10 protein-coding genes are annotated in these 15347 nt (G+C 45.1%); 6 read left to right on the forward strand and 4 right to left on the reverse strand.

Annotated features, from left to right (window positions below; all coding sequences use genetic code 11):
• Positions 1 to 28: 28 nt before the first annotated feature.
• Both H7708_RS01000 and H7708_RS01005 read right to left on the reverse strand, forming a co-directional pair.
• Entirely contained in the window at positions 29 to 736 is a 708-nt protein-coding gene (locus H7708_RS01000) for a Bax inhibitor-1/YccA family protein (protein ID WP_223668598.1), read from the reverse strand.
• A gap of 255 nt (positions 737 to 991) precedes the next feature.
• Entirely contained in the window at positions 992 to 6178 is a 5187-nt protein-coding gene (locus tag H7708_RS01005; RefSeq protein ID WP_223668599.1) for a S8 family serine peptidase, read from the reverse strand.
• A gap of 214 nt (positions 6179 to 6392) precedes the next feature.
• On the opposite strand from H7708_RS01005, the gene H7708_RS01010 reads away from it, so the two are divergent.
• From H7708_RS01010 to H7708_RS01030, 5 genes are all read left to right on the forward strand, one after another.
• Complete coding sequence (locus H7708_RS01010; protein ID WP_223668600.1) at positions 6393 to 7304, forward strand: MipA/OmpV family protein; 912 nt, start codon at positions 6393 to 6395, stop codon at positions 7302 to 7304.
• An 82-nt stretch (positions 7305 to 7386) separates the two neighbouring features.
• Positions 7387 to 7710 (forward strand): DUF3019 domain-containing protein, encoded by a 324-nt coding sequence (locus H7708_RS13505; RefSeq protein WP_223668783.1) that lies wholly within the window; start codon positions 7387 to 7389, stop codon positions 7708 to 7710.
• Complete coding sequence (locus H7708_RS01020) at positions 7710 to 8423, forward strand: response regulator transcription factor (RefSeq protein ID WP_223668601.1); 714 nt, start codon at positions 7710 to 7712, stop codon at positions 8421 to 8423. Before H7708_RS13505 ends, H7708_RS01020 begins: the two co-directional genes overlap by 1 nt.
• Positions 8420 to 9625: an ATP-binding protein gene (locus H7708_RS01025; RefSeq protein WP_223668602.1), complete on the forward strand. Its 1206-nt coding sequence runs from the start codon at positions 8420 to 8422 to the stop codon at positions 9623 to 9625. Before H7708_RS01020 ends, H7708_RS01025 begins: the two co-directional genes overlap by 4 nt.
• Positions 9615 to 10322 (forward strand): substrate-binding domain-containing protein, encoded by a 708-nt coding sequence (locus H7708_RS01030; protein ID WP_223668603.1) that lies wholly within the window; start codon positions 9615 to 9617, stop codon positions 10320 to 10322. Before H7708_RS01025 ends, H7708_RS01030 begins: the two co-directional genes overlap by 11 nt.
• A gap of 103 nt (positions 10323 to 10425) precedes the next feature.
• Here the strand turns inward: H7708_RS01030 and ssb are convergent, their stop codons facing one another.
• Positions 10426 to 10893 carry a single-stranded DNA-binding protein gene (gene ssb / locus H7708_RS01035; RefSeq protein WP_223668604.1) on the reverse strand — a complete coding sequence of 156 codons (468 nt, stop codon included), beginning with the start codon at positions 10891 to 10893 and terminating at the stop codon, positions 10426 to 10428.
• Positions 10894 to 10923: 30 nt separating this feature from the next.
• A complete protein-coding gene (locus tag H7708_RS01040) occupies positions 10924 to 12279 on the reverse strand; it encodes an MFS transporter (protein ID WP_223668605.1) in 1356 nt (451 codons plus the stop codon).
• A 222-nt stretch (positions 12280 to 12501) separates the two neighbouring features.
• Between H7708_RS01040 and uvrA the strand changes: the two genes are divergently transcribed.
• A complete protein-coding gene (uvrA, locus tag H7708_RS01045) occupies positions 12502 to 15321 on the forward strand; it encodes an excinuclease ABC subunit UvrA (protein WP_223668606.1) in 2820 nt (939 codons plus the stop codon).
• Positions 15322 to 15347: the final 26 nt, after the last annotated feature.

Consider the following 15347-nt stretch of genomic DNA (forward strand, 5'->3'; position numbering starts at 1 on the left):
TTGGCCGCTTTGTTCATTCGCTGTCCGTTTATTCTTCACTAGCCATAAATAGGCGCAGAACATACCAGAACATCATGGCGACACTGGCAAATAACTGCAGTGCTGCCCCCACATAACGGTCTTCAGGATAATGATGAAGGACGTTCGAAGTATCATACAGGATAGCAGCACCTGCTAAACCAATCATGCCAACACTGAACCAGGTACCTAGCTCAAAACCAAAGATGAAAGCAGCACCAATAGCTAATAGAGCCAGACCACCAGCCCACATCAACATACCTCGTAAGAAAGAGAAGTCTTTACGCGTATAAAATACGATAGCTGTCAAAATAGCAAAACCAACCAACGTTACCGTTGCTGCACTTTTGATAACGCCATCGGCGTACATCGAAGCCATCAGCAACATCGGTGCAAAAATAATGGCTTCTGCAATAACAAAACCGATCAGGCTCGAGTACTGCGTCACTTTAGACTGCGAGGAGTGAGCCAGGTGCGTCGCTAGCCAACTGGCTGCGATAAACCCGCCCAGTAACACCATCCAACCAGCACCAAATGAAGCCACCCACTGAGTGATAGCCATTGAGATACCAGATTGGTAGAAGTAAACACTGATCAATACGAAGGCAAAAATAGCGCCGAGTAAATGGTTATAAGTCTTTGTTATAAATTTCGCGCGGTTACCTAAACCACCACGGCTTACAGCAACATCTTGTTGCTCAATATCTTGATAGCTCATTATTGTCTCCTTAACTCAAGCTAACTGACTAACATAGTTGGAACTACAGCCGTAACAACTATTAAGACTATCTTCTCAGTATAGTCTATCGATGGATTTTTGAACTCAAAGGTATTTAATACTTTATCTTGGCTTAATAGCGCCTGATAAAACTACCCGTAGCTTACTTGTTTCTAAAGGAAAATTCATTAGTTTTCATATAAAAAGGCCGGAAGAACCGGCCTTTTTATAGTTTGAGCTTTAATCATTAATGGCTTAGCGGACTCTACGTCTTGTCATTGCAAATAACATCAGCAATAAGACGGCCCAATGTAAACTACCTCCACCACTGGAGCTAGATGGTGGCTCCACTTCGTCTTCCGGTTCACCACCCGAGTCATCACCTGACTCACCATCAGAATCACCACCTGATTCACCATCAGAGTCATCTCCCGATCCATCATCAGTGTCCTCTTCTGTGTACTGACAACTACCATCATCCTCGTTCGCATCAGGATCATAATTCGTTGCACTTGAATCTGTACACCCGTATTCCACGCCATCCGACTTCACCGTTAACATAAACTTAGTGCTAGCTGAATCGGTTGGTTGGTTCACATCCGAGACTGTCACTGTCACCTCTGTAGTGCCATGCCAGTTTTCATCCGGGATAATATCGAAAGTGTCACCTGGCTCGTTACCGTGAACATCTGCTGTAAAACCTTCGCCGGTAACCGAAATGATATTGGATACATTGTTATTATCCATATAGGCAATTTCAATGTCCTCAATCGATTCATTTTCTTCAGTTTCCTGGTCTTCAATATCCCAAATTGTCAGGTTAGATTGCAACGTCAGGCTTTCGCTAAGAACCTTACTGTCAATGCCATCAACACTACTATCAACATTAATATTGAACTCCTGCCCGATAGCTTCTGGCTTAACTTTTACCTTGAAGGAAACATCAAAAGCAGTCACTTCTGGACCTTGGTAATCGAAACATACCTTCATATCGTCTTTCAGGAAGTTATGCAGGCCGCCCCAGCCAGTATAGTCAGGGCTGATCGACTGTTGAATATAACCTTCTAACGGAGCACCTGCCCAAGGGCTGGCGAAGCCATTAACACCAGCTGTACCGTTATTTTCAAAAGAAAGTGCTTCATGAAGCGCATACCCGTTACCTATATAGTAGGTAAAGTTCAGGTTATCGTACGCATATACCATCTCATAAGCGCCAGGAGCTGAGTCATAGTCACGGGCGAGAATCAACTGTGCATCTACTCGAGTGTCAGAATCCTGATTGGTTACGCCTGAGAAGCTGCGATCACTAGGGTCATAAATAACATCCACATGCTGAAGGTTATCCCACTCTACTATCACGTGAGTTCCTGTATTACTTTCATCCACAAGGCGGACGAAGCTGATACCAGAAGGTCCTTTTCCATTATCATCTAGCGAGTAAGGAGCCCCCGACTGCATACCTTGCGAGCCAAAGCCTGCGGCACCAGTCCAGAAGATACCCAGCGATGATGGGAAGAAGTGTGGATACTCATTGCCAAACGAATAGTTTATAGAACCAAACGCTGTATGCCAGAAACCGGTAACGCTGACAAAGCCATTACTGTGGATTTTAAGACTGTTTGTAGTCGAGTTCATGCTGTCATAATAGTTAAACAGAGCATACTCTTCTTTAGTTGAGCGTTGATCCTGATAAATTTCAGAGAAGCTTAGCTCCATAGGAGGTGCGTAGTTGACACTTGGAGCACCTTCAATGGGTTCCACTCCATAGGAATATAAATCAACGTAGCTACCATCACCAACAGGCGTTTTACAGGTTGCATCGCTCAATGAGTTAGTAATGTTGTATTTACGCTCCAAGTCGCGACTATCAGCCTGAGTGCCTGATACAACAAAAGTGTTGCCATCTTGCACCACGTTTGCCTCGCTCAGGTAGTTGTTTTCACTCACCTGAACACTGTCGGCAACCAACTCCAGATCTTCCGGTATTTCTGCCGAGAAAGAGTAACTGCGATCAATACCCGTTTGATTGGCTAAAACTGAAATTTTATAGTCAATCACCTCATTCACAATGCCGCCATTTTTCGCAGCCTGTAAAGAGACTTCGTCAATACCGCGCTGAATATTGGTTGAGATAATGCCGATATTATCAAGGTTTTCAGAGTCAGTACCGAACTCAACAGCTGAGTACACTCGATCACCTGATGTTAACTCAGGCATAGTTGTATCTAAGGTGACACTAACTGACTCCTCTGGGGTCGTTGAGGCTGGAGCTTCAACACTGATATTGTTAGCAATCTCACCGGTTACAACTGCCGTGGCAACTTTATGAGGGAACGTCGCTTGTGGTAGCCCCTGGTATGCTCCCGAATTAAAGTTATGCTCTTCAAATACAACCCAATAGGTACCAGCGTCAGGGTTCGGAATATTACACCAGTCCTTCAAGTCCGTTGAGTTAATGGTTGATTTACAGATAGCCTCCGTTTCAAAGTTTGGCACACCATCGTTATCAACATCATACCCCACATAAACACCCGCGTTTCCGTAAGGTGCTGTTCTCTCATGAGGATCGAGTGCAGGTCCACTTTCTAAAACCTCAGCAACCAAGCGCTTGGCTCCTTCGGGTACCTCAACCCACGTAACATGCGCATCACTGATATCATTGTCCGACTCAAATAAATTACTGCCATTCCCGCTCTCACGCTCCAATAATTCAATATCTTCAACGTTAGCTGCAACAGGCTTATAGGCTGTAGCCTGTAGAGCAGGCGCATTACCCAGGAACAAGTTATTCAATGTATAGGAAGAATGATCGCTATGAGTAGTATACTCCACGACTTCTGGTAATTTACCGCTGTTCAGCACCATCTCCACATTCATCTGCGCCAGAGGTACGTCAGGGTTCTCATGCTTTAACTGCAACTGCCCAAATACTGTCAAGCCACGTGGTGACTCATAGGCATTACGAGAGTCAACCCATGATCCTTTGATAATCAGCCGCTGCGTTTCTCCTGCTTTTAAAGTAAAGGTACTGGGCGATGCTTCAATATTAACACTGTACTCACCAGTAACCCCCTCGGCAGTCCAGGTACCATCAACTGTCGCTGTTACTTCACGAATCCAAGTGCATGACTGGAAGCAGGAATCATCGACCATATTAGGCGTATTAAGCGCTCCCAGGTTACCGCCGGCATGAGGGTTGGCAACCGAATAATGTTCAACAGGCACGTCCATTACCAACCCGGAATGGATGGCTTTATCGGCCTGAGCAAGTCCTGAGCCTCGTTGCCATGGATTGGTCGCAACCGGGCTGAAATCATCGTATGCCGTTAACTGTAGTGCAGACATCACTTCTGAAGGCGTCCAGTCGGGATGTGCTTGTTTAATCAGCGTTAATACACCCGCGATATGAGGTGATGACATCGAGGTGCCACTAATCATATTAAACTCAGTCGGAGACGGGTACAGAGTAAATGGTTGATCATCCGAAAATGCCGAATATATATCCGTACCAGGGGCGACAATGCCCGGAGCAGTTGCTTCACGGTATTCCGGCAAGTAAGCGTGCCCCCCTGAGCTAAACGAAGACATACGATTGGCAGCCCATGAGGTGCCGGTTGACGTTTCTGTAACAGGTAAGGTTCCCATATGACCACTACCATCCTGCAACCAGTCAACCATATCCTGACTGTAAGAAGAGGTCGACTCAGAAGTAGCAACTTGGAAAGTCGGGACATCATAAGGAATAGTCACATACAAGTCGGTACCTGATTCTGGCGTGTTATAAATAACAACTGCTTGCGCCCCACCCGCTGCGGCGTTAGCGGACTTCTCAATTAGCGGAATGTCGCCACGCGCACAGAAAACAATTTCATTGTTAGTAAAAGTGCCAGCAGGAAAAGGAGTATCACAGAACTCATTACCATAATTACTCGACAGAACCATAGGCCCGGAGATTTCTTCCAGATTAATGCCATAGGCACGCATATAGCTGCTGCCAGGCAAATTATTGTATCCAGCAAAATCTGGATTGCCCCCTGAAAGGTCCATAGTGACATAGTTACTGACGTTAAACTCACGTCCGGTCTGCATGGAACCGACTGACATCACCCACGGTGAGACATGGTTTACCGACTGATAGACGCCAGCATTACCAGCCGATGCTGCCACATTAACCCCCGCTTCATGAGCAGCCAAGAAGGCCTGTTCCACAGGGTCGTTATGCGCGTCATGGCCGCCTGAAATAGAGTAATTGATAACGTCAACCCCATCGAGGATAGCCTGTTCAATAGCAGCGACCGTCGCACTTTCCGGGCAACCAACCCAAGGGTCTTCACCACCATTACCTTGATAACAAACCTGATATGAAATGACATTGGCATGCGGCGCAACCCCGGACATTTGAGGCAAGACCAAAGGGGTTTCGATTCCAGGATCAGTAGACGCTAATGCGGGTAGCTTATAAGGAACATCATACAATACGTTTCCTGCTGCAATACTCGCTGTGTGAGAGCCATGCCCCTGATAATCTTCGCCGTATGCTGGGCGTGACTCAGCGTACTCTGGGTCACTGAAAGTTTGAGTAATTACATCCGTAGACCAGACCCCAATGAGCTTGTCGTTACACATAGATGGCTCATCCTGGCAATCGTGCAGATAGCCACTGATATTGTCGGGCTTCTGTATGATATAGCCATCATCACCAGTCACTGCAAATGACGGGTGATCACTATTGACCCCAGTATCAATGATACCAACCAGCATGCCCTCGCCCTTTAGACCGGATGGTGCCTGACTGAAGCTGGAATCATTCCAAACAGCAGGCACATTAGTGCTTTCTGGCGCAACATCCATCAAAAGTTCATTGTGCTTATCGCGTGAAATAAAGGAGACTTCCGGCAATTTTGCAAGCCTTTCAGCATCCTGCTGGGTCAACTTCGCTGTAATCGCATTAAGAGCAATCTGAAAGTCTTGCTCGACTTTTAAATACACACCCGTTTGGGCTGCTTTATTCACAAATTGGTTTTGCTTATTTTTTAGCTGGTAAGTGTAGTCAACAACAGCACTATTATTCTTTAAGTTAATACTGCGCGGGCCTTTAGACTGGTTCTTAAACAGTTGTTTAGTCCCCCCTTGTCCTGATGCATCACCACTATAAAGTGCTGCTGGTGCATCTTTCAGTTGAATGATATACCGATGCGAACCTGTTAAACCTTCTTCAGGTATAAACTTGGTTTTCGGTTGCAAATGAACATTTTGCCCAAAACCTTCTAATAGATGACTCGTTTGATTCTGGTTGGCTTGACGCTTAGAGCGCTCAATAACCAGATCTGAATTGATATCTAATGGTTCAATACTCACGAAATCCTTCGGCGCTGTAGCATTAGCTACGCCAGCAGAATATAGAGCAATCGCCATGGTTTTTATGAGAAACTTCGTCTTCACTTTCTCTCTCCCGTGTGATTAGCGTATCATTATCGTTTTCATTGTGTGGTTAAAAAACCATCACCTCACACAGCATATAGAAGAGCCCATACAAACTCTGTCGCAAAAGTGAGGACTTTTGTCGACTTTTGTATCAATCACAGTGGAGGGCTGGCGACGACTCAATAGTCAATGCTATATTCTTAGCAAGCAATTATGTAAAAAAGTATCCTTAATGAAGTTTAGCCATTTAGTGACAGCAGTATTTATACTAGCAGGCAGCGCTCTTTGTTCAGCAAATGAGAGCGTAACAGAGCAGGTTGATTGCCAAAGCTGTTCGGACAATGGTCAATGGCACCTCGGGTTGGCACTAGGCGCTGGACTCATTACAAACCCAACATCTATAGAAGGAGATGTTTACTTTCCTGTAGTACCAAAGATCAGTTATTACAGTGATAACTTCTTTATCGATAATCTAACGCTTGGTTACACAACTTTCGATACAGCCGACTTTAAACTTGATCTGACAGGCAAACTCAACTCTGACTTTTATTATTTTGAAGGTGCCAGTAACACAACCAAGGCTTTTGCCTTATTTTCTGAGGTGACGGGGATACGACGCACAGATGGATTAGACCCATTACTTAACTTTGGAGACTACCAGCTTCGTGATCGTAAGGCGTCTTATCTGGTAGGGCCGGAACTGACCTGGAAGCTGAATGATACCGTTTCAATGAAGTTTGATGCTCGCAAGGATGTTTCACGTATTCATTATGGAGCACAGGCCACGGTTGAGTTTCAATACATTAATTCCTTGCAGGACTGGTATTTTGAACAACGCATTGGCGTCACATGGAAATCCAAAGAGGTTAATAACTATTATTATGGTATTAGCTTTGAGGAAACCCCGGATGAGCTTCCCACGGGTCAAGCCATGCCCAATATTTTCCGCGAAAATCTAACTTATACGGCCAAGGACTCGTTCACCCCATACCTGGCATTCAATTTCAATACACCTGTTTCAGACGACTGGACCTTTCTAACATCATTGAAAGTCGAGTTTTTAGATAACACCATTACTGAAAGTCCTCTCGTTGATACCGACTATGCCATTTTTACCTTTATAGGATGGGGATATGCGTTTTAGTAAAGGACTTATGGCAGGAACCTCTGCCATTTGGATGGCACTTCTACTATTCGGTCCGAGTTGTGTTGGGCAGCCAAACGAAATGCTAGTCGAATTTAGCGTTAAACCCAAAAGCTGTCTCATTAAGGATCCTCAGCATCCGTGCACTGAAAAAATCTCTTTTTTCTGGCAAACCCCCGACAATACCCCTGTCTGTGTCAGAACTAAGTTAAAAGAAGTTTTGTTCTGTCAGAGTGCTGACTCAAAAAGTAGGAGAGACTTTGCATTCAAAGTAACTTCGAGTACGCAGTTTGAACTTATTCACTCATTGACTAAAGAAGTACTGGCAAAAGCACAGCTCATGGTAGTAACTGAGCCAGAAACTAATCGTCACTCGCGATATCGCCATCCATGGAGTATATTTTAATGATGGCGACTCACTTATTACTTGTTGAAGATGACCAAAAGCTGGCCGAGGCAACGCGAGCATTTCTGAATAACCATGGGTATATCGTTCACTGGGCAATGAATGAAAAGCGGTGTCGAAAGATATTGCAGTCTGAACCTATCGAGCTGATGATTTTGGATATCATGCTACCCGGGAAAAGCGGATTTGATATCTGCCGTGACATCCGAGAGACTTATCATATCCCAATTATCATGTTAACAGCTCGCAGCAACGACCTTGATCAAATCAGAGGACTTGATTGTGGTGCTGATGACTATATTTATAAGCCAGTCGAGCCTCTCGTATTATTGGCGCGTATTAAAAATCATTTAAAGCGTTATCAGGCAATTTCAAACTCACCAGACCAGGTTTCTCAGGAGTTAATTTTTGGGGCATTAACCATCAACCTACGTAGCCGCAAAGTCACCATGAACGAAGAACCAATACATCTGACTGACGGTGAGTTTTCGCTACTCAAGGAGCTGGTTATAAATGCAGGGAATATCATTAGTCGCGATGAGTTATTCCGAAAAATTGTCGGCCGCCCTTATAACGGTAGTGACCGTACCATTGATGGTCGCATTAGTCGGTTACGTAAGAAACTGGGTGATGATCAGCATAACCCGATTTATATCAAGTCTATTCGAGCCAAAGGCTATCTATTTACTGGCGAAGACTGGGTAACCGAATGAAATATCGTCCAACTCGAGCTTATCTGGCCTTAGTCCTTTTCGTTTTTGCCATTATCTTCATTATCGATCTACTTTACTCAATTTTACAGCGCCCGGTAGCGCCAGGCATTTCTCCGGAAACATACTGGAAGCATTTGAGCCAACAGCTAGAAAAAGCACCAGATACTCAGGGGCAGTGGTTAACACTTAATGATCTCGCCTGGCCTCAAGAACACATCGATCAACTCAAGCAGCAGCAATACCTTATCCTTTACGATGAACAACAGAAGGCCGTATTCCACGGCTATCATGCAGAAACCAATCGCGTTTACGTTATTCCCATTTCATTGCAACCACAGGTTGGGGCTCACCGGCTGTGGGCTTTATTATTTTACCTAGCGATCGCTTTAGCTTTATATCTGTGGTTTAGACCAATGCTAAAAGATGTTTACAGATTAAAACAACAAGCACTCGAGTTTGCCCACCATAAACGAGTCATCAACAACACTCTTTCTAAGACATCAGCGCTTAAGCCCGTTGCTTCGGCTTTAAACCAGATGTCGCTGAAAATTCAACAACTAATGAATCTTCAAAAGGACATATCTACTTATGTATCTCATGATATTCGAACCCCTCTAGCTCGCATCAAGTTTGCTATAGAATCCATCGATGATAACGATACTCGGGACTCCATAAAGGAAGAAATACACGAAATAGAAAACTTGATTTCGGAGTTACTTAACTATTCACAGTTTGAGCATGAAAGACCAAAACTAAAACTGGCCCATGTCAACCTTTACCATATGATTCAGCCGTTAACAGAAAAATATTCTCACATGAGTGGGTTGAATATAACGAGTGACGTGCTGCCAGATGTTAATGTAAAAATCGACCCAACACTATTTAAACGGATACTGGACAATTTGCTTAACAACTCACTACGTTTTGCCAATGATCGAATCAATATTCGTTATAAGAGGGGCAAAGAACAACATTGCTTAATTGTTGAGGATGATGGTCCAGGCTTCGTATTAGAACAGTTAAACAACTTATCAAAACCATTTGTGCGTCATGAATCAACGTCAAGTGGCGAAAACTATGGGCTAGGGCTAGCGATTGTAGAAACCATTTGTCATTGGCACCACGGTCAACTCGATTTAACCAACTCACCTCAACTTAATGGCGCTCAGTTTATTGTACGATGGAGCATTAATGAAGACTAAAACGACTCAACCCCATTCTACTAAAGCCTCAGGAAACAACATTACAATATTGGCAAGTCCCATTCCTGCAACCTATCTCGTGGGCCCTGCTATTGCCGAGTTTATGACGCACTGTCCAGATACACGTGTACAACTACTAACCAACTTCTGGAATCAATCAGCGATAGAAAAGACCGAGTATGATCTTGGTGTTTTTGATATTTCTGGCCTGGGTAACAATACAAATTTAGAATGTGAAGAGTTAATAAAATCACCGGCAAAGATGTGCTGTCGCCTGGCACACCCTCTTATCCAGCAGCAAAATTATTCAACGGTTGACGTGAACCAATATCCTCTGGCTCTGCCAAGTAATCTACCCCAATATGTTAACTATGAATTATCTCGATTACTCAATCGCCCTCTAATAAATGATCAGTGCGCTGCTGAAATCTATTATGATAGTCTGCTGACCGTACGTCACACATTATTTAACTCTAATACTATTGCCATTGCACCACACATAGCCATGACGCAATCCTTGAACGATCAGCTCAAAGCCCTTAATCCTGTAGACTGGCCTACGATTGAAGCTGATTTTGGTATCGTCAAACATTCTAACAAAGAAACCACTGAAGTGATGAACATCATGATGGATGCCTTATTTAATATTGCGGACAGCATTCGGACAGAATCGCTAGTTAAGGCTATGAGTTCTTAGGCGTGTCAAAGGCTTTCCTATAACGAATACCTTCCATCACATAAACAAAACCCTTGTCGGAACAAGGGTTTGTTAAATTACGATTTAAACTAGCCGTTTCTCTTTAGAACGGAATGTCATCATCAAAATCGTCATCCATTGCCGGAGCTGGCTGCGGCGACTGTTGCTTTTGTTGTTGTGGCTGTGAATTATTATTACCAAAAGAAGTATCACCACCTCCTCCGCGGCCGCCAAGCATCTGCATTTGACCGTTAATGTCGATCACAACTTCTGTAGTATAACGGTCAGCACCTGACTGATCCTGCCATTTACGAGTCTGCAATTTACCTTCAAAATACACTTGTGAACCTTTACGCAGGTACTCGCCAGCAATCTCGGCTAACTTACCGAAAATAACCACACGATGCCATTCGGTCTTCTCTTGCTGCTGACCTGAATTCTTGTCTCTCCATGATTCAGAGGTCGCCACGGTGATATTCGCAATAGCACGACCGTCCGCTGTATAGCGGATCTCAGGGTCTTTACCAAGATTACCAACTAAAATTACTTTATTTACGCCACGACTGGCCATGTAATACTCCTATTCGTTATAAATTTGTGTCTAGCTTTCAATTTGACCTAGAGTCATCAAGTCCTTTTGACTAATACGTGATTTATCAACCTGTAAATATACCTTGCCCTCTGTGCCACTAGCAACCGCTTCCATCACTCCAGGCATTTTTAATGCAGAAATCTGTGCTTTTTTGCCTGATTCTTCGTTTTTGTCGCTGAGTTGTATCACAACTTTCTGCACTTCAGGCAGTTTTCCCAGAAAAGCCAACGCCAGTCCAGCTGCCGCTGCCAGCGCTATATTCATATATAGAATTCCGTCAACGCCTAACTTAGGCAATAGATATCCGGTCAAACTACCACCAAGGAAAGCCCCCAGGAATTGGCTGGTGCTAAAGATACCCAGAGCCGTACCTCGATACTGGGAACCAAACAGGTTTGAAACGGTAGATGGTAGCTTGGCTTCCAGCAAGTTAAAGCCAGCGAAGAATAATGTCAGTACGACTAACCAGAAGGCAATGTGGGTAAAGCCGGAAAATAAACTGGCAAGCGCGAGAACAATGACAAAAAAGGCCAATTGCATGATTTGTCGATGCTTTTTCTTGCGCTCGGCTCTCAGCATCATTGGTACCATCAGTGCAATGGATAAAACTAAGACGATTAAATAAATCCATGAGTGCTGACTAAGCTCAAAACCGCTAGTCTCCAGCTTCTCTGGCACAATCATGAATACAGCCACTAAAGACCAGTGAATCACAAACACCGCCAGCGCCAGCACAAAAATACGCCCTTTGGCAGTAACATAACGCCAACGCTCAGCAAAACTTAAATTCAAATGCACACTGCTGGCCTGACCGCCTTTCGGCACCAGAGTTGCAGCAACCACTAAGGCCACTGTCGCTAAAGCAGCAATGACAAAAAACAACCCCTGCAATGACAGCCAGTTAGCCAATAAAGGTCCTAGAATCAAAGAGATGGCAAAAGCCAGCCCAATACTGGCACCAATCATGGCCATTATCTTTGAACGTTGCTGTGGTCGACTTAAATCCGCCGCCAAAGCCATCACCGCACTGGCTATAGCCCCAGCGCCTTGCAAAGCACGTCCGGCAATCAAGCCCCAAATCGACTCAGAAAAGCCTGCCACTAAGCTACCGGCAATAAACACCAGTAAACCACCATAAATCACAGGCTTACGGCCAATTTTATCAGATAAAACACCGAGCGGCAGCTGCAGTATGGCCTGCGATAAACCGTAAATGCCCAAAGCCAGGCCAAGTAAAGGCAGCGTGGCACCTTCCAGATCGGCCCCTAGAATACGAATAACGGGCAATAGCATAAAGAGCCCAAGCATACGCAAGGCAAAAATACTGGCGAGAGAAACCGCGGAACGACGTTCTGTACTAGTCAAAGAAGAGGACTTCATAAATGAATACGCTAATAATCAGTAAAAGGCTTTTCGCAAGGCCTCATTTCACGCTATAGTTAACGGTTTGTGATTCTCGCATTTTATCGCGTAAAGACCAAATTTATTTTCATACCATCGGCACAAACCGGTGCCGACTTCATATTCACACACACAGTGTGATGATACGCGAAGCGACAACAACCAGATTTAAGCAGCAGGAACTAGATGGATAATATAGACATCCGCGGTGCTAAGACCCACAACCTAAAGAATATCGACTTGGTTTTACCTCGAGATAAGCTCATCGTGATTACCGGTTTATCCGGCTCAGGTAAGTCCTCACTTGCCTTCGATACCTTATATGCCGAAGGCCAACGTCGTTATGTTGAGTCTTTATCAGCTTATGCTCGTCAATTCTTATCGTTAATGGAAAAGCCCGATGTAGAGCACATTGAAGGCTTATCACCAGCCATTTCGATTGAGCAGAAATCGACCTCACATAACCCTCGCTCGACCGTAGGTACCATTACCGAAATATATGACTATCTGCGCTTGTTATTTGCCCGTGTAGGTACGCCACATTGCCCGGAGCACCAGTTACCGCTTAAAGCACAGACCGTTAGTCAGATGGTAGACGCCGTACTGGAGCGAGAAGCCGGTGAAAAACTGATGTTATTGGCACCCGTGGTACAAAACCGTAAGGGTGAGCATATTCAGCTGATGCAGGAGCTGCAGGCCAAAGGCTTTGTGCGCGCCCGGATTAATGGCGAGGTTCATGAGTTAGCCAATCCGCCAGAACTGGAATTACGCAAAAAACATACCATTGAGGTTATTGTTGATCGGTTTAAGGTTAAGCCCGATCTTCAGCAGCGCTTGGCGGAATCCTTTGAAACAGCATTAGACATTGCTGACGGAATCGCCCGCGTGGCCGCGATGGATGACCCCAAAGCGAAAGAGATGGTCTTTTCAGCGAAATACGCCTGCCCAACCTGTGGTCACTCGATTCAGGAACTGGAGCCGCGCATTTTCTCCTTCAACAACCCAGCGGGCGCCTGCCCAACCTGTGATGGTTTAGGTGTTGATCAGTTCTTCGACCCGGATAAAATTATTACTAACGAAGACATCTCCCTGGCCGGTGGGGCTATTCGTGGCTGGGATCGGCGCAATGTTTACTACTTCCACATGCTACAGTCGCTAGCCAAGCACTATGATTTTGATATCGAAGCACCTTGGAGCAGCCTGCCTAAGAAAATCCAAAATGTGATTTTACACGGTAGTGGTTCTACCCAGATTAACTTCGAATACAGCAATGATCGTGGGGATAGCTACCATCGTAAACATCGCTTCGAAGGTATCATTCCGAATATGCAGCGACGCTACCATGAAACCGAATCCAGTGCGGTTCGTGAAGAACTGCAAAAATACATGACCACGCAAAGCTGTTCCAGCTGTGATGGCACGCGTCTTAATGAAAACTCGCGAAATGTCTTCATCGAGGGTACTGCGCTACCTGAAATCACGCGCTGGTCGATTGAAGATAGTCATAACTATTTCAATACCCTGGACCTCCCCGGCCAGCGTGGTGAAATTGCTTCCAAGGTCTTAAAAGAAATTTGTGAACGTTTAGGCTTCCTGGTTAATGTCGGACTCGACTACCTGACCCTGGAGCGAAGCGCCGATACATTATCCGGCGGTGAAGCCCAGCGTATTCGTCTCGCCAGCCAGATTGGTGCTGGTCTGGTCGGTGTCATGTACATTCTTGATGAGCCGTCGATTGGCTTACACCAACGCGACAACGATCGATTATTGAAAACATTGGAACATCTTCGTGATCTGGGTAATACCGTGATCGTGGTTGAGCATGACGAAGATGCGATTCGTGCAGCCGATTACGTCGTGGATATTGGCCCCGGGGCAGGTGTTCACGGCGGCGAAGTGGTTGCTGCAGGCGAACTCGACGATATTCTTAAAAAGAAAGATTCACTCACCGCTAAATACTTAACTGGCGAGTTAAAAATTGAAGTCCCAGCCGAGCGCACTAAAGCCGATAAAAAAAAGTTTATCTCGGTCAAAGGTGCGACAGGTAATAACCTTAAAGATGTGAATTTAGATTTACCGGTTGGATTATTAACCTGTATCACTGGTGTGTCAGGTTCCGGTAAATCGACGCTGATCAACGATACGCTGTACCCTATCGTGGCGCGCAAGATCAATAAGTCGAGTCTTCAGCCAAAAGCTTACGAATCCATTGATGGTTTAGATCATATTGATAAAGTGGTTGATATCGACCAAAGCCCCATCGGTAGAACGCCTCGTTCAAACCCTGCGACTTACACTGGAATTTTCACCCCAATCCGTGAGCTTTTTGCAGGCACACAAGAGTCGCGAGCTCGTGGTTATAAACCCGGGCGATTCAGCTTCAACGTCAAAGGCGGACGCTGCGAAGCTTGTCAGGGTGATGGCGTGATCAAAGTTGAAATGCACTTCCTGCCCGACGTCTATGTTGCGTGTGATGTGTGTAAAGGCAAACGCTACAATCGTGAAACTTTAGAAGTCTTATACAAAGGCAAAAACATTCATAACGTATTAGAGCTAACGGTTGAAGACGCGCGCGAATTCTTTGACCCGATTCCTGCGGTCGCTCGTAAATTGCAAACGCTGATGGATGTTGGACTGTCCTACATTAAACTCGGCCAGGCAGCAACAACCTTGTCGGGCGGTGAAGCACAGCGCGTTAAACTCTCACGCGAATTGTCGAAGCGAGATACTGGACAAACGTTGTATATTCTCGATGAACCGACAACCGGCCTACATTTCCATGACGTAAACCAGCTTCTGAAAGTCCTGCATCGCCTACGTGATCACGGTAATACGGTAGTGGTTATCGAACACAATCTCGACGTCATTAAAACTGCCGACTGGATTGTCGATCTCGGCCCTGAGGGTGGTAGCAAAGGTGGACAGATTATCGCCACAGGAACTCCGGAAGACGTTGCTAAAGAAAAATATAGTTATACTGGGAAATACTTGAAGCCAATGCTTTAAATTTTAATTCGTTACAAAAAAGCCCG

Source organism: Kangiella shandongensis, from assembly GCF_020005365.1.
Taxonomy (GTDB): domain Bacteria; phylum Pseudomonadota; class Gammaproteobacteria; order Enterobacterales; family Kangiellaceae; genus Kangiella; species Kangiella shandongensis.